Source organism: Gordonia zhenghanii, from assembly GCF_021738965.1.
Taxonomy (GTDB): Bacteria; Actinomycetota; Actinomycetes; order Mycobacteriales; family Mycobacteriaceae; genus Gordonia; species Gordonia zhenghanii.
On record NZ_JAKKOQ010000017.1, the window covers coordinates 1 to 16134 of the forward strand.

Consider the following 16134-nt stretch of genomic DNA (forward strand, 5'->3'; position numbering starts at 1 on the left):
GACTCAACCGCGGCGGAGACCGGCAAGCGAACAAAGCCCTGCACCTCGTCGCCGTGGGCCGCCTACGCTCAGACCCACGCACCCGCGAATACGCCGAACGCCGACGCGCTCAAGGACTGTCCACCCCCGACATACTCCGCTGCCTCAAACGCGCCCTCGTCAGAGAATCCTTCAGCGCACTCAAAACCGACCTACTCCGGGCTTGACGAACTATAGGACCGTCCCCTCCCACCGCTGGTCGAGACGAAGAATCGAGACCTCCCCAATCCGATCGATCGATCCACTACGGGGTCGGCAAGGTAGATTCGTCCTATGTACTGCAGTGAACTCGGGAATCAGTGGCACGCGGCGCGTGCCGAGCCGTCACTCGCTCATCTGGACGCCGCCGCCGCTGGCCGTTCCTCGCGCGCCGTGATCGCTACGATCACGAAACACCTTGAGCGAGAATCAGAATGGGGTTCGTACGTGGCCGCCGCGGATGAGGCGGACGCGTTGGCCGCTGGTCGTCGCGCACTGGCGTCGCTGATCGGTCACACGCCGGAGGAGCTGTCGTTCCGCGACAGTGCGCGCACGTCGCTGCGTGCCCTGTTGAACACGTGGGTGCTGCCGATGTCGCCGACGGTCTGGGTGGCGAAGAACGAGTTCGGGCCGAACCTCGCGGAGTTCGAGCGCCGTGACTTCTCGGTGCGCGTGCTGCCGGACGTCGATGTGTACGGACACGTGGACGTCGACTCGCTGGAGAACATGCTGCAGTTCGAGCAGCCGGACTTCATCCACGTCTGTCACATCGGTTCGGCGAGTGGTGTGGTGCAGCCGGTCGCCGAGATCGTGGAGGTCGCGCACTCCGTCGGGGTGCCCGTCGTCGTCGACATGGCGCAGTCGGTCGGTCATGTTCCGACCGTGACCGGCGCGGACATCGTCTACGGGACGTCGCGTAAGTGGTTGGCGGGTCCGCGCGGTGTCGGCTTCATCGCGGTCCGCGCGGATTCGTTGGCGAGTGCCGAGGTGGATTCGTCGGATTCGTTCATCGCAGGCCAGCTCGGTCTCGGCACAGCGGTCGCCGAGTTGTTGGAGTTCGGTCAGCAGAAGGTGTTCCGTGAACTCGCGGCCATCGGCGAGACGACCCGCGAACGTCTGCGGGGTGTCGGCAGCTGGGAGGTCGTCGAGCCGAACGGTGAGCCGTCGGCGCTCGTCACGCTGGCTCCGCCGCCCGGCTGGGGCGTCGTCGATCTCGAAGCCGCACGCGACAGACTGTTGGAGTCGGGGATTCTCGTGACGGTGGCCGACTCGTGGCGAGCTCCCCTCGCGGGCGACCAGCCGCTTCTGCGCGTCAGCCCGCATCTGGACGTGCGGTCGGAGCAGCTCGACGCGTTGGCGTCGGCGATCCGCACGATGGGGTACTGATCTGGGTCGGTCCCGACGACACGCCGCGGCTCATGGAACGCGACAGGCCTGTGCTGCGTCTAACTGAGTATGGACGGGGTCATCGAGTACGTCTTCGGCGCGGGCGACGGCGTCACGTCCGCATGGCGTTCGGTCGCGGATCTCGACCTGGACGCCGACGGCGTCTTCGAGGCGGTAGCGCTCGACTTCGACGGTGACGGTCTCGCCGACGACGCGATGGTCGATACGGACGCCGACGGAGTCGCCGACCTGTCGGCCCTCGACCTCGATGACGACGGGGTGCCCGAGACCTTCTTCGCCGACGGCGGATCCGGGCTGTGGGAGCGTGGCGCGGACCGACCGTCGGGGCCTGGACCGTCACCTGCGCCGCCTGCGCCGACAGCGCCGGGCGAATCAGTCCTCGACACCGACGGAGACGGCGCGGCCGACACCGTCCTGATCGACATGGACGGCGACGGCTACGCCGACGCCCATCGACCTGCGCGGGACTGACGAGCCGCCACTCAGACTTCGGCTTCCTCTCGCAGGACGGTCGCCCGATCCGGGCCTTCGACGACAGCAGGGCTTGCCCGCCAGACGAGAAGCGCACCCAGTAGGTACACCACGGTGCCTGCGACGATCAGAGGGACGGAGAAGCCGTCGGCGGGGATCGAGACTGCGGCGATGAACATGGCGACGACGAACGCCGTGTTGAAGAGCGCGTCCTGGACGGCGAAGACCTGGCCGCGGTACGAGTCGGGGACGTCGCACTGCATGGCGACGTCGCCACACAGTTTCACGATCTGGCCGACGAGTCCGAGCACGGCCGCACCGACGAGGACCGTGTACGAAGTGAGCGTTCCGACGAGCGCTTCGGCGAGCGCACCGCCGACGAGAGCCACCGCGATCGTTCGTCGTCGACCGAAGTGGTGGACCGACCACGGAGTGACGACGGCCGCCAGAAGTGCACCGGCTGCCACGGCGACGCCGATCTCCGCCATGGCCTGCACATCGGTGCCGAGTGGTGCGCCCAGGTCGACGTTGCGGACCACGATCAACAGCATGAGCGTGTTCATGCCGAACACCAGTCGATGGACTCCAATGGCCCCGAGGACCACACCGACGCTCGGATGGTCGATCACGGCTCGGACTCCGTGCGCCAGGCCGCGTCCTACCGAGTAGAGCGCCGAGTGCCCGGAACCGTCCGGTCGGTCAGGCCCGAGGCGTTTGGGCGCGAACGCCGCCGCCAGCAGTCCTGAGGCGATCGCGAACACTGCGCCTGCGAGGAGCGTGGCCCCCGACCCGCCGTTGTCAGAGCCGAATATCGCGCGCAACAGGGTGGACAGTCCTGCGCCCACGGCGAGCATCCCGGCACCGAGCGTCGTGAACACGGCGTTGACCTCGATGATCACGTCGGAGGACGCGACGTGTGGAAGTCCAGCGGACAGACCGGACGCGACGAATCGACTGCAGCCGGTCGCCAGCAGCGCGGCGAGCAGGACGACGGTGTCGGGTACGCCCGAACTCATCGCTATCGCGACGAGGACGATCGCGACGGCTCGGAACGCGTTGATCCAGACCAGGACTCGACGGCGGTCCCAGTGGTCGAGGAGCGCGCCCGCGAACGGTCCGAGGAGCGAGTACGGCAGGAGTAGCACGGCGAATCCGGCCGCGACGGCGATCGGGTCGGTGTGCCGGTCGGGATTGAAGAGGATCGAGAACGCGAGAGCGGCTTGAAACGCGCCGTCGCTGATCTGGCTGAGGACCTTGACCCCGAGATACCGGAGCAGATCCGGTGTCTTGACCTGCGTCCAGAGCTTCACCGCACAAGCCTACCGGCGAACTCGCCGGTAATCGGTCGCGACGACGGACCTCACATTCGCGGCGCGACCCGATGACGCCGTGCGGGGGGCGACCGACCGCCTGTGATGTCATGATGGGGTGGTGTCCGACGGTGAGTTCTCCGACGACCGACCCGAAGTGACTCCCGGGTCGCTTCTGATCGCGTCGACGGCTCTGTCGGGTCCGACATTCGTGCGAACGGTCATCTACGTCATCGAGCACGATGACCAGGGCACGCTCGGCGTCGTCTTGAATCGCATGAGCGACGCGGCCGTCTACAACATCCTCCCCCGGTGGGCCGATCTGGCGGCGAGTCCGCGAGCCGTGTTCGTGGGCGGTCCGGTCGGCACCTCGTCAGCGCTGTGTCTGGGCGTGGCGAAGAACGGCGTGGTCGTCGCCGAGCAGCCGAAGCTCCACCAGGTGACCGGCCCGGTCGCGATGGTGGATCTCGACGCCGACCCGGACGAGATGGCACAAGTGCTGACCGGTGTCCGGATCTTCGCCGGGTACGCGGGTTGGGAGCCCGGTCAGCTCGATGAGGAACTCGCGGACAGCAGTTGGATCGTCGCGCCGGGACTGCCGACGGATCTGTTGGCGGAGCCGTCGGTGGACGTGTGGCAGCGCGTGTTGGCGCGTCAGCCGTGGCCGTTGCCCCTGATGTCGACGTATCCACTGCGGCCGGAAGACAATTGATCGGTCTACGGTTGGTCGACACATGCATGTGATCTCCGATCAGCTGATCTCGCTGATTGACGCGGTTCCGTCGTGGGCCGTCTATCTGATCGCCATCGGCGTGCTGTTCCTGGAGACCTCGGTGGTGTTCGTCGGTCTCGTCGCACCGAGTGAAGCCATCCTGGTGGCCGCCGGTGTCCTCGCGTCGGTCGGGTCCGCCCACATCGGGATCCTCGTCGTCGGCTGCGGTCTGGCCGCGATGGCGGGTGACTGGACCGGATACTGGGTGGGTCGCAGCTTCGGCCCGCGGCTGGGAGCCACCCGGTTGGGACGCAGGATCGCGCGTCGCATGATCCGGTCCCGCGCCAAGACGCCGAACCCGAGTGATGCGATCGTCGTGGTGGCTGCGGCCCGCTGGATCGGATGGGTGCGCAGCGTTATCCCGCTCGTCGCAGGCGCGCGCAAGATGCCGTTCCGCAGGTTCGCCCTGGCCAGCACGATCGGCGGCGTCTCCTGGTCGGCGACGATCCTGCTCGTCTCGTTCGCGGTCGGTGAGACGTTGGGCGCCGACATGGCGTTGATCGTCGCGGTCTGCGTCGGCTGCCTGTCGGTGGCGTTCTTGATCTTCCGGCGGTGGCAGTCAGGCCGTCACACAGCCACTGCGTCGTCCTGAGCCTCGTCCTGCCGGTGGTAGCGGTTCGCGAGCCACGCACAGATGATGAGTTGGATCTGGTGGAAGATCATCAGCGGAAGCACCATGAAACCGACGACCGAGCCGGTGAACATGACGCTCGCGAGCGGGAGCCCCGTCGCCAGTGACTTCTTGGTGCCGCAGAACTGGGCGGCGATCATGTCCTCGCGGTTGAAGCCGAGCCGCTTCGGGACGAACCAGGTGATGGTGAGCATCAGTGCGACGAGAAGAGTCGACACGACGATGACCAGGACGACGTCGAGCGCGTCGACCTTGCTCCAGAGCCCGGACTGGACGCCTTCGCTGAACGCGACGTAGACGACCATGACGATGGATCCGCGGTCGACGTACTTGGTCGGTTCGGCGTACCGCTTGAGGAACGGGCCGACGAGGGGACGCGCGAGTTGCCCGATGATGAACGGCACCAGGATCTTCGCGACGATCTCGAGGATCGACTCGCCGTTGATGTGCACGCCTGCGTCCGAGCTCATGAGCAGGACGACGAGCGCCGGGGTCAGCACGACGCCGAACAGGTTCGACGCCGACGCGCTGACGATGGCGCCCGGCACGTTGCCGCGGGCGATCGACGTGAATGCGATCGACGACTGCACCGTCGACGGAACGAGCGTCATGTAGAGGAAACCGTCAGCGAGGTCGGAGCCGATCAACGGCGACAGCAGCGGGTGCAGCGCCAGACCGATGAGTGGGAACAGCAGGAACGTGAACGCGAGGATCGTCGTGTGCAGTCGCCAGTGCGTGAGGCCGTCGAGCGCTTCGCGGGGCGAGAGCCGGGTGCCGTACAGGAAGAACAGCAGCGCGATCAGCGCGGTGACGACCCAGTCCATGACGTCCGCGAATACGCCGCCCGCAGGGAAGATTGCGGCGACGACGACGGCGAGGAAGATCGACGCGATGAATCCGTCGATGGGTGACTTCGCGAGGAGTGTGCGCATACGTCAGCGGGCGGCGTCGACCGGCTGGTCTGCGTCGGCCGCGTGCTCGGTGGTGCACATGCCCTGCAGAGCGCACGACCCGCAGCTGGACGCTCCGCAATCGGCAGCCGGATCGTCGGTGTCGCACGAGTCGTGAGCCTGGTCGTCGGCGTCGCCGCCCGAACAGCAGTCTGCCGAGCAGCCGCCCGACTCCTCTTCGGGTTCGGGCACCGTCGATGCGACGCGGACGCCGACGCCTGCGGCGACGGCGGCGATCGCGAAACCGATGACGATCGCACCGAATCCGAACAGGAAACCGAGATCGCCGCCGAAGGCGAGGACTCCGCCGATCAGCAGGACGAGCGCCGCTGCGAGGAAGCCGGGCGCCGCGACCTTGTTGCCGAGCGCGAACGCGTCGGCCGACCGCATCGTCTCGTCCGAGCGGACGCCGACCCAGCGGTTGCGCTCCAGACGACCAGTCAGCCCGCATACCCCTACGCCCACCCAGAAAACGGCGAGCACGAGGGCTAGAACGGCGGAGACGACGGACAGGATATGCACGGGTTTCACTGTACGACGGAGCGGCGACCGGTGGGGAATCGTGCGCGTGCGAGGTGACGGGGGTCGCGGCGGCGAGCCGTTGGCCGTCGGATCGGGCACCGGACCACGTTACGATCGTTCCGTCGCTTTACGTGGTCCAGGCGTTAAGCGGTCTGGGGATTTCAACGATTCGGGGGCAATTCGTGCCATATTTCGGTTTCATCGTGTTCGTGGTTTGGGTGGCGGCTCTGATCGATGTGATCGTCGCCGAGGAGTATCGGGTGCGGCATCTCCCGAAGATCGCGTGGGTGCTCATCGTGATCCTGCTGCCCCTCGTCGGTTCGATCATCTGGCTCCTCGTCGGCCGTCCCGAAGGCGTCGCCGCGTCGCCACCAGCCCGCACGACCGGGTTCCCCGAGTACGAGCGACCCGAGTACAGCGGTCCTGAGTACAGGGCCGCGATCGCAGCCCGCGAAGACGCCGAGTTCCGCCGCAAGGTCCGCGAACGCGCGCAGGAGCAGCGTAGTCGTGCGGAGGAGAACAACGGGCCGGCGAGAAACGACGAGCCCGGAAACGAGTGAAGCCGACGGTACGAATCCGACTCCGTTCGATCTGGCGGTTGACGCCGTGCTAGTCGAGTCGGATCGCCGTCCCTGCCCCGCCTGTAGCGCGAGCCGTGCTCAGGAGGAGCAGCTTTTACGCACGCCTCGCCGGTTCGCTACGCGGCCGGAGTTTAGATACCCGCGATTTCAACCATTGGCTGAGTGACCGTCTCGCCATAGGTTTGTGTCAATTCGCCGATCTCGTCCAGCGCCTCGCACTGAGTCATCGCTGGGTGTGCTCGTGCTGCATTCACTCGCGCCATGATGAAGGTCAGCCCATGAGATCCATTGCTTCCCGTCGGAGACCCCGACGTCACCGAAAGCGTTCGGCCCCCGTCGCGGTGGCCGCACTCATCGTTGTCACTGCGGCCGCGGCGGGATGCGGTATCGGCGGAACCGAGGAGGAGGCAGAGCCGACCACCATCCGCTATCAGAGCAGCGCAGGACTGATCAACTATCTCGAGGTCGCCGATGCCCTCGGGTATCTGCCCGGGCTGACCCTCGACTGGATCGGTGAAAGCGGCGGCGGGCCAGCAAGCCTGCAGGCTTTGGCCACTCATCAGAGCGATATCGCGAGCGGACCCTTCAACGGCGCGATCGCCAAGGTGGTCTCGGCGGGGGTCGAGGTGACGGCGGTGGCCGCCGCGTATGGATCGTCCGGCGACGTGAGCAGCTCCATCGTGACTCTCGACGACCACAAGATCACGAAGGGCCAGGACCTGATCGGGAAGAAGGTCGCCGTCAACACGTTGGGCGCCAACGCGGAGGCGATCCTGGACACCTACCTGAAGCAGGAAGGTCTCTCCGACGATGAGATCGACGACGTCACGTTGGTTCCGTTGCCCGGGATCAACGCCGAATCGGCGCTGCGCCAAGGGCAGGTCGACGCGTCGTACACGGCTTTCGCCGCCAAGGAGACGGCGATGAAGCATGGCGGGCTCCGCGTCCTCGCGGACGACGTCGACCTCGTCGGACCCTACAACGGCGGCAGCTATGTGTTGCGAAACGGATTCATCGAGCACAGCCCCAAGACCACCAGAGCTCTTGTCGGCGGAATCACCAAGGCGATCGACTACGCCCAGAGGCATTCGACGACCGAGGTTCTCGATCTCTATGGCAAGTATCTCGACGAACACGACCGAAGCGACGAGAGGAAGTCCTACACATCGTGGAACGGCAACGGAATCGCAACCGCCGGGGGCGTGCTGCGTGACCAGGACTTCTCGATTTGGCTGGACTGGCTCCAAGCGTCCGGCGAAGTCGACGCCGACGCCGTCAACCCGAGCGAGCTGTACACCAACAAGTTCAATCCCTTCGCTGACAGGAAATCCGAATGAGTAGCAAGATCGAACTGGTCAATGTAGGACAGGTCTTCCAGGTCCGCGGTGACGAGGATCGCCAATTGCGCGAATTCGTCGCACTCGACGGCCTGCAACTGACAGTCGAGGCGGGAGAGTTCGTCACCCTCGTAGGACCCAGTGGGTGCGGAAAGTCGACGGTGTTGGACCTGATCAGTGGGCTGACCAAACCCACGTCCGGCATAGTGCGCGCGGACGGTCGTGAAATCACCAAGCCGGGTCTCGATCGCGGGGTCGTGTTTCAGCAGTACGCACTGCTGCCGTGGCGGACCGCCCAGGGCAACATCGAGTTCGCGCTGGAGGCCGCGGGCGGCCTCTCTCGATCCGAGCGGAAGGATCGAGCGCGCGAGTTCCTCGAACTCGTCGGACTCACCGAATTCGCCAGCCGCTACCCGCACGAGCTCTCCGGCGGGATGAAACAGCGAGTCGCCATCGCCCGAAGTCTGTCGTATAAGCCCGGCGTTCTGCTCATGGACGAACCGTTCGGAGCGCTCGACGCACAGACCCGCGAACATCTGCAGGATGAGCTCCTTCAGATCTGGCGGAGCACCGGCACCACGATTGTGTTCATCACCCACGACATCGAGGAGGCCGTCTTCCTCGGACAGCGTGTCGCCGTGATGAGTGGACGACCCGGCCGCGTCGACCACGTCGTGAACATCGAACTGGACCGGAACTTCGACGGCGACGTCCGCTCGGACCCGCAGTTCGCACGGTATCGGCACGAGATCTGGTCCTTCCTACGCGAGAACCACACCCGCAGCGGCAGCAGCCGCGCCCAGTTGGCGGAGGCACACTGACATGTCCGATCTGCTCACTGAACGCACCGAACCGCGTCCCACCACGCGGCAGGAGGCCGCTGCGGGCGTCCGCCACGTGTCGCGCTTCCGCGCCCGCTCGGCCCGCTTGACCCGCGGATTCGTCGGCGTCGTTCTGCTCGCTCTCGTCTGGGAGTTCGCGCCTCGCATTGGGTTGATGGACCCGAATTTCGTTCCGCCCCTGTCGACGGTGCTCGAATCATGGTGGGACCTGGCCTCGTCCGGCAGGCTCGCCGCCGACCTCGAGGCCAGCCTGATCCGCTCGGCTGCCGGGTTCGGCCTCGCCGTAGTCACGGCGATCCCCATCGGCGCAGCCATCGCGTCGTATCCGCCGGTCCGCGACCTGCTCACCCCGGTGCTGGAGATCTTCCGCAACACGGCAGCCCTGGCGATCCTCCCGGTCTTCGTGCTGATCCTCGGAATCGGCGAGACTTCCAAGATCGCGATCGTCCTCTTCGCGTGTTTCTTCCCGATCCTGCTCAACACGATCAGCGGTGTCGCGACCGTGGACGTGCAACTGCTGCGCTCGGCGCGTGTGCTCGACCTGTCGCCGGTCACGACATTCCGAAAGGTGATCATTCCGGCCGCGCTGCCGACCATCTTCACCGGTATCCGCATCTCTGGTGCTGCGGCGATCCTGGTTCTCATCGCCGCCGAGATGATCGGTGCGACCGAAGGACTCGGCTACCTCATCAACTACTCCCAGATGAACTTTCTGATCCCGCAGATGTACGCGGCGATCATCACTACCTCCGCAGTCGGCCTGATCGTCAACTACGGACTGGTCGCCATCGAACGCCGGTTCTCCCGCTGGCGCGCCTGAAGATTGAGAATTGTCCGACGCGTCCCGAGGTCTGGACGCCGTCGGCGACATCGACCATCTCGCGACGCTCTTGGTCCATTACGGCGGCGTACGTGCCGCGACCGACTACTCGATCCTCACCACCGCGTCGCACCTCGCGGAAGCCTGCGGCGAGGAAGACCTCGTTGCGATGGCTGTGCACCGTGAGGAGGCGGCCGCGGGGAGCTTCACCGAGGTCGCTGCTCGCGCCGCAGCGGGCTGATGATCCGCGGACCAAGGCGCAGCTGCGCGCCGACGCGATGGTGGCCCTCGCACAAGGGAAGAACCTCGAATGCGCATGCGATGTGTGCGGCGCGGCGCCACGGCCGCAGGCGTTGGTGCTCGCACCGGTTGCGTCCAGCTGGTTCCATGTGGGGGTCAACCTGTCCACGCTCGTCGGCGCCGACGACGCGCCCGCCTACATCGACCGTCACGGCGTCATCGACGGACGCTAACACCGCCCGCGGGCTCCTGGCTGAGCCCGGCGGTCGCACGTCTACACGACGGCCGGGAGTCCCGACGGGCTCACCTACAGGCCGTCCCCGCGCGTCGCGGACCTCGTCCACTCCGGTATCCCCCCACCGGCCGAGTCATCATCGGCACCGGATTCGCCGGGGTCGATGTGTTCCCCGCTCTCCAGCAGGGTCGAGCCGGGTCGACCGGGACGGATTGTCTCCGCGACAAGGCCGGCCGCGACCGGGCCCGACCCCGCCGCGTCCGTGAGCGTCCTGAGCAGGACGAACCGCCGCCCCTTCTGATGCTTGGCCACCGGCCGACGCGACGCCTACGAGACGTCGCGCCGACCAATCGTGCCTGAGTCAGGAGATCTGGGCGGCCGACTCCTCTGCGAACACGCTCTCCGGGCGGGGCAGCCCGTAGTGGTCGCGGAGTGTCGAGCCCTCGTACTCGCTGCGGAACAGGCCACGCTCGACGAGGATCGGAACGACCTTCTCGGTGAACGCCTCCAGCAGCTGCGGGTACAGCGGCGGCATCACGTTGAAGCCGTCGGCGGCACCGTTCTCGAACCAGTCGGTGATTATGTCGGCGATCTGGACGGGAGTGCCGTGCACGACGTTGTGGCCGCGTCCCCCTGCGAGGCGTTGGAGCAGTTCACGGATGGTCGGCTGTTCGCGGTCGACGATGTTCGCGATCACCTGTGTACGGCTCCGTTGATTGTCCAGAACGCTCCCGGCAGATCCGAACGCGTCGGCCGGGACCCGCTCGTCGAGATCCAGGTGGCGCAGTGACACCCCGCCCATCTTCTCCAGCTGAGCCAGCCCGTATTCGGGGACGATCAGCGAGTTGAAGTACTCGTACAGGTCCTTGGCCTCGGCCTCGGTGTCGGCGATGAACGGACTGATGCCGGGAAGCACCAGTACGTGGTCGGGGTTGCGGCCGAGGGCCGTGGCCTGCGACTTGATGTCGCTGTAGAAGGCCTGGGCGTCGGCCAGTGTCTGATGGGCGGTGAAGATCGCCTCCGCGTTACGTGCTGCGAACGCGCGGCCATCGTTCGACGACCCGGCTTGGATGTACACCGGACGACCCTGCGGCGACCGTGAGCTGGTCAGCGGCCCGGCGACGCGCAGGTTGCGGCCCGCATGATCGATCGAGTGCACGAGTGACGGATCGGCGAAGACACCCGACGTTCGGTCGACGACGAGAGCGTCGTCCTCCCATGAGTCCCACAGCTGTGTCGCGACGTCGACGAACTCCTGCGCTCGCCCATAGCGCTCGCTGTTGGACGGCACCTCGTGCAGGCCGAAATTGTGCGCGGCATCGGTATTGAAGGTCGTGACGATGTTCCAGCCTGCGCGACCGCTCGAGATGTGGTCGAGGCTCGAGAAGAGTCGGGCGAGGTTGTAGGGCTCGTAGAACGACGTCGATGCGGTGGCGATCAGCCCGATCTTCTCGGTCGCCGTCGCGATCGCCGACAACAGGGTCACCGGCTCGAACTGATGGCTCGGGCGATGCCCGCCGGTAGTCGCCGCCGGAATGTCGGCGAAGAAGACGGCATCGAGCTTCGCGGCTTCCGCGGTGCGCGCGACCTCCTGATACCAGGAGACGTCACCGATGCGCTCGGCCGACGAGTCGGGGTGGCGCCACGATGCTTCGTGATGGCCTGTGTCGTGCAGGAAGGCATTCAACTTCAACGTGCGTTTCGGCTTGAGAGTCAACGGAAAGTCCTTTCACTTCCGCCGGGCGTGCAGCTCGGCGCATGGGGGTGAGGACATGATTTCGCGGAAGAGCACGCCTGACCACGGTTACAAACACGGTGAGCGAAACCCCCAGGTGGCCGATCGCACGAGCCTCCCCTTCGACCGGGAACTGCGCGCCGTTTACCCTGGTTACGTGACTTCCGCTGATTCTTCGCCCTCCGCTCGCTCGTCGAACGGTCCTGCCGAGTCCGTTCCCGGACATCGGTACACCGCCGCCACCGCCGGCGAGATCGAGTCGCGCTGGCAGGAACGGTGGACCGCGGACGGGACCTTCCACGCACCGAACCCGGTCGGCCCCCTCGCGGGGGACTTCAGTGCCTTCGACGGCCCGCAGGCTGACGCTGCCGACAAGCTGTTCGTGCAGGACATGTTCCCGTACCCGTCGGGCGCGGGACTGCACGTCGGACACCCGCTCGGCTTCATCGGCACCGACGTATTCGCACGCTTCCAGCGGATGAGCGGCAAGAACGTCCTGCACACGATGGGCTTCGACTCGTTCGGCCTGCCCGCCGAGCAGTACGCCGTCCAGACCGGCACCCACCCGCGCACCACGACCGACGCGAACATCGAGCGCTACCTCGCGCAGATCCGCAGGCTCGGCCTCGGTCACGACGAGCGTCGCCGCGTCGCGACCACCGACGTCGAGTTCTATCGCTGGACGCAGTGGATCTTCCTGCAGATCTACAACTCGTGGTTCGACGCCGATCAGGGCAAGGCGCGTCGCATCAGCGATCTCGTCGACGAATTCGCCTCCGGCACACGCACTCTCGACGGCGGACGCAGCTGGTCCGAGCTGTCGGTCGCCGATCGGAACGACGTGCTCGACGGCTATCGCCTGGTCTACCTGAGCAACTCGCTGGTCAACTGGTGCCCCGGTCTGGGAACCGTCCTCGCGAACGAGGAGGTGACGGCCGACGGTCGTTCCGAGCGCGGCAACTTCCCGGTCTTCCGGAAGAACCTGCGGCAGTGGATGATGCGGATCACCGCGTACTCCGATCGCCTCATCGACGACCTCGACCTGCTCGACTGGCCGGAGAAGGTCAAGACTATGCAGCGCAACTGGATCGGTCGTTCACGGGGCGCGCAGGTCACGTTCGCGACCGCGGCGGGAGCGCCGATCGAGGTGTTCACCACCCGCCCGGACACCCTGTTCGGCGCGAGCTACATGGTGCTCGCTCCCGAACACGACTTGGTCGACGAGATCGTCGCCGACGCGTGGCCCGCCGACGTCGATCCGCGCTGGATCGGTGGTGCTGCCGACTCGAAGGCCGCCGATCCGAGAACCGCCGTGGCCGACTACCGCGCGTCGATCGCCGCCAAGAGCGATCTGGAGCGTCAGGAGAACAAGGAGAAGACCGGTGTGTTCACCGGCGCGTACGCGACGAACCCGGTCAACGGCGCGCAGATCCCGGTCTTCATCGCCGACTACGTCCTCCTCGGCTACGGCACCGGAGCCATCATGGCCGTGCCCGCGCACGACTCCCGCGACTACGAGTTCGCGACGGCGTTCGGTCTGCCGCTGCTCGAGGTGATCGGGTCCGACGAGGGGATCGCCGTGGCCGCCTACACAGGTGACGGGCCGCTCGTGAACTCCGATTTCCTGAACGGGATGAGCGTCGCCGACGCCAAGGCCGCGATGATCGAGCGCCTCGAAGCCGACGGCACCGGTACCGGCACCATCCAGTACAAGCTGCGTGACTGGCTGTTCGCCCGCCAACGCTACTGGGGTGAGCCGTTCCCGATCGTGTACGACGCCGACGGCGCTCCGCACGCTCTCCCCGACTCGATGCTGCCGGTGGAACTGCCCGACGTCGCCGACTACGCGCCCGTCGCGTTCGATCCGGACGACGCGTCGAGCGAGCCGTCTCCCCCGCTCGCCAAGGCGACGGAGTGGGTGTCCGTGGAACTCGACCTCGGCGACGGCGTCCAGACGTACACCCGCGACACCAACGTGATGCCGCAGTGGGCTGGCAGCTCCTGGTACCAGCTGCGATACATCGACCCGACCAACGACGAGACGTTGTGCGCGCCGGAGAACGAGGCCTACTGGATGGGTCCGCGTCCGGCACTGCACGGCGCGAACGATCCGGGCGGCCTCGACCTGTACATCGGCGGCATGGAGCACGCCGTCCTGCACCTGCTGTACTCGCGGTTCTGGCACAAGGTCCTGTTCGACCTCGGCTACGTGAGCAGCGTCGAACCGTACCGCCGCCTCTTCAACCAGGGCATGATCCAGGCGTTCGCCTACACGGACTCGCGCGGCGTCTATGTGCCTGCGGACGAGGTCGTCGAACGGGACGGGAGATTCTTCTACCAGCGAGAAGGTTCCTCCGCCGAGGAGGAGGTCTCGCAGGAGTACGGGAAGATGGGCAAGTCGCTCAAGAACTCCGTCGCCCCCGACGACATCTGCCGCGACTACGGCGCCGACACCCTCCGCGTCTACGAGATGTCGATGGGCCCGCTCGACCAGTCACGTCCGTGGGCGACGAAGGACGTCGTCGGCGCGCAACGATTCCTGCAGCGCGTGTGGCGCCTGGTGATCGACGAGGAGTCGGGCGCGGTCCGCGTGACGGACGCCGAACCGAGCGTCGACACGCTGAAGGCCGTCCACAAGACGGCGGCAGGCGTGCGTGACGACTTCGCGAACCTGCGCACCAACACCGCGGTCGCCAAGCTCATCGAGTTGACGAATCACCTGACGAAGACCTATCCGGACGGTGCGCCCGCCGGCGCCGTCGAATCGGTCGTCCTGATGCTCGCACCGCTCGCGCCGCACCTCGCGGAGGAGCTGTGGAGCAGGCTCGGTCACGAGGGATCGCTGGCGCACGGACCGTTCCCCGAGGTCGACGAGCAGTACCTCGTCGACGACTCGGTCGAGATCCCCGTGCAGGTCAAGGGCAAGGTTCGCAGCCGTATCACGGTCGCGGCGGACGCCGACGAGGCGAGGGTCGTCGCGGCGGCGCTGGCCGACGAGAAGATCGCCGGCCTCGTCGACGGTGAGCCACGCAAGGTCATCTACGTCCCCGGCCGCATGGTGAACGTCGTCCCGTAGCGCGTCCGCCGCTGGTCGAGCTGTCCTGCTGGTCGAGCTGAGTCTGTGAGACAGTTCTGCTGGTCGAGCGGAGTCGAGACCCCCGGCGAGCGAAGCGAGTCGCACCCACCGCCTACACGGTGATGCGCTTCTGCTCCCCCACGCCGAACAGGCCGTCCACGGGCAGGGTCGCGTTCTCGGCGTGGATCACGCCTTCGAACCAGCCGTACGGTGCGTAGTACTCGGCGAGGATCTTGCCGGGCCCGACGTGCATCGTCGAGCGGACGGTCGGAGTGAAGGTGACGTCGACGGCTCCGTGCTCGTCGCGCACGTGCCACTGGCCCCAGGGGCCGTCCGGGCGGGTGAATGTGACGGGCGGAAGTCGGTGCAGTTCGTTGCCGATCCAGATCGCGTTCTCGTTGTAGACGGCGGGGTTCTGGATCTGGTTGTCGGTGAGATTGAAGCCTTCGACGACGCCGTCGCGGTTGCGGTGCGCGCCGGTGATCCAGTCGTACCGCATGGGTCGCGGATAGTCGCCGTGGTGATCGTCGAGGATGAGGAAGGCCCGGTCGTCGTCGAAGCCGATGCGATCGTCACCGAGGATGAGTGAGCCGTGCATCGGCATCATCGCCTTGTGCGAATACAGGGCGTCGTTCTCGGCGAACGGATGCACGACCACCAGGTGCGCCGCATCATTCGGTCCGCATTCGCCGGTCACGTGGAGGGCCAGCGACGGGTCGTCATCACGCTGTTCCCGGGTCGCGTCCACGGTCACGACGCCGTCGGCGAGTTCGTTGCCGATCGAGATCGCCAGTCCCGAGAACTCGCCGTGCGAGGTCGTTCCGTGCAGGCCGTGTGCCACCGAGAGCATCGGCGCGGGAAGTTTCGTCTCGAACCTGCGGATCGTCGACGCGTGCTTGTCGACGACGAGTACTTGGAGCAGGCCGAGCGACTTCGCGTTGTAGACGGCTCCGAGGACGAAGTGGTCGTCGTCGCCGAGTTGGAAGGCCTCCCACTCTTTGAGTCCCAAGTCGCGGACGGCGCGGCGCGGCGCGGCGAGCAGGCCGCCGCCTGCCGCGTCGAGCGGATTGACCGTGGGGATCGGCCCGTTGTACGTACCGAACTGATACTCGCCGTCGGCGACGAGGGCAGGCGGCGGGGACGTCGGCGACGGTGGGAACACGGCGGGGCTCATGGTGCCCATTGTG

Annotated in this window: 16 protein-coding genes and 1 pseudogene; 12 read left to right on the plus strand and 5 right to left on the minus strand. The window is 66.5% G+C overall.

The genetic code is table 11. The features are described from left to right. The 3 genes and pseudogenes from L5G32_RS16875 to L5G32_RS16885 all read left to right on the plus strand — a co-directional run. Nucleotides 1–206 (plus strand): annotated as a pseudogene (locus L5G32_RS16875) (IS110 family transposase); the annotation flags it as partial. Nucleotides 207–312: 106 nt separating this feature from the next. Next, nucleotides 313–1404 (plus strand): aminotransferase class V-fold PLP-dependent enzyme, encoded by a 1092-nt coding sequence (locus tag L5G32_RS16880; RefSeq protein ID WP_237012245.1) that lies wholly within the window; start codon nt 313–315, stop codon nt 1402–1404. A 69-nt stretch (nt 1405–1473) separates the two neighbouring features. Next, nucleotides 1474–1896 (plus strand): hypothetical protein, encoded by a 423-nt coding sequence (locus tag L5G32_RS16885; protein WP_237012246.1) that lies wholly within the window; start codon nt 1474–1476, stop codon nt 1894–1896. An 11-nt stretch (nt 1897–1907) separates the two neighbouring features. Here L5G32_RS16885 and L5G32_RS16890 read toward each other — a convergent pair whose 3' ends face one another. Continuing rightward, nucleotides 1908–3206 carry an MFS transporter gene (locus L5G32_RS16890; protein ID WP_237012247.1) on the minus strand — a complete coding sequence of 433 codons (1299 nt, stop codon included), beginning with the start codon at nt 3204–3206 and terminating at the stop codon, nt 1908–1910. 118 nt (nt 3207–3324) lie between these two features. Between L5G32_RS16890 and L5G32_RS16895 the strand changes: the two genes are divergently transcribed. Together L5G32_RS16895 and L5G32_RS16900 are read left to right on the plus strand one after the other, a co-directional pair. Beyond that, entirely contained in the window at nt 3325–3918 is a 594-nt protein-coding gene (locus L5G32_RS16895) for a YqgE/AlgH family protein (RefSeq protein WP_372491714.1), read from the plus strand. 22 nt (nt 3919–3940) lie between these two features. Next, complete coding sequence (locus L5G32_RS16900; protein ID WP_237012249.1) at nt 3941–4570, plus strand: DedA family protein; 630 nt, start codon at nt 3941–3943, stop codon at nt 4568–4570. Here the strand turns inward: L5G32_RS16900 and L5G32_RS16905 are convergent. Both L5G32_RS16905 and L5G32_RS16910 read right to left on the minus strand, forming a co-directional pair. Beyond that, on the minus strand, nt 4546–5541 hold the full coding sequence (locus L5G32_RS16905) for a bile acid:sodium symporter family protein (protein ID WP_237012250.1): 996 nt from the start codon (nt 5539–5541) through the stop codon (nt 4546–4548). The genes L5G32_RS16900 and L5G32_RS16905 overlap by 25 nt on opposite strands. Nucleotides 5542–5544: 3 nt before the next feature. Beyond that, the gene (locus L5G32_RS16910; RefSeq protein ID WP_237012251.1) at nt 5545–6081 is read right to left on the minus strand and encodes an SdpI family protein; all 537 of its coding nucleotides are present in this window, start codon (nt 6079–6081) and stop codon (nt 5545–5547) included. Between the two features lie 203 nt (nt 6082–6284). On the opposite strand from L5G32_RS16910, the gene L5G32_RS16915 reads away from it, so the two are divergent. From L5G32_RS16915 to L5G32_RS16940, 6 genes are all read left to right on the plus strand, one after another. Beyond that, nucleotides 6285–6641 (plus strand): PLD nuclease N-terminal domain-containing protein, encoded by a 357-nt coding sequence (locus L5G32_RS16915; protein ID WP_372491715.1) that lies wholly within the window; start codon nt 6285–6287, stop codon nt 6639–6641. 299 nt (nt 6642–6940) lie between these two features. Further along, on the plus strand, nt 6941–7999 hold the full coding sequence (locus L5G32_RS16920; RefSeq protein ID WP_237012253.1) for an ABC transporter substrate-binding protein: 1059 nt from the start codon (nt 6941–6943) through the stop codon (nt 7997–7999). Next, a complete protein-coding gene (locus tag L5G32_RS16925; protein ID WP_237012254.1) occupies nt 7996–8820 on the plus strand; it encodes an ABC transporter ATP-binding protein in 825 nt (274 codons plus the stop codon). The genes L5G32_RS16920 and L5G32_RS16925 overlap by 4 nt, the downstream gene beginning before the upstream one ends. A gap of 1 nt (nt 8821) precedes the next feature. Further along, nucleotides 8822–9661: an ABC transporter permease gene (locus tag L5G32_RS16930; protein ID WP_237012255.1), complete on the plus strand. Its 840-nt coding sequence runs from the start codon at nt 8822–8824 to the stop codon at nt 9659–9661. Between the two features lie 10 nt (nt 9662–9671). Beyond that, nucleotides 9672–9902: a hypothetical protein gene (locus L5G32_RS16935; protein WP_237012256.1), complete on the plus strand. Its 231-nt coding sequence runs from the start codon at nt 9672–9674 to the stop codon at nt 9900–9902. After that, complete coding sequence (locus tag L5G32_RS16940; RefSeq protein WP_237012257.1) at nt 9844–10134, plus strand: DUF222 domain-containing protein; 291 nt, start codon at nt 9844–9846, stop codon at nt 10132–10134. Before L5G32_RS16935 ends, L5G32_RS16940 begins: the two co-directional genes overlap by 59 nt. 363 nt (nt 10135–10497) lie before the next feature. On the opposite strand, the gene L5G32_RS16945 is transcribed toward L5G32_RS16940, so the two are convergent. Further along, nucleotides 10498–11853: an LLM class flavin-dependent oxidoreductase gene (locus L5G32_RS16945; protein WP_237012258.1), complete on the minus strand. Its 1356-nt coding sequence runs from the start codon at nt 11851–11853 to the stop codon at nt 10498–10500. 175 nt (nt 11854–12028) lie between these two features. Here L5G32_RS16945 and L5G32_RS16950 point away from each other — a divergent pair, with 175 nt between their 5' ends. Further along, on the plus strand, nt 12029–14947 hold the full coding sequence (locus L5G32_RS16950; RefSeq protein WP_237012259.1) for a leucine--tRNA ligase: 2919 nt from the start codon (nt 12029–12031) through the stop codon (nt 14945–14947). A gap of 112 nt (nt 14948–15059) precedes the next feature. On the opposite strand, the gene L5G32_RS16955 is transcribed toward L5G32_RS16950, so the two are convergent. After that, entirely contained in the window at nt 15060–16121 is a 1062-nt protein-coding gene (locus tag L5G32_RS16955) for a DUF2804 family protein (protein ID WP_237012260.1), read from the minus strand. Nucleotides 16122–16134: the final 13 nt, after the last annotated feature.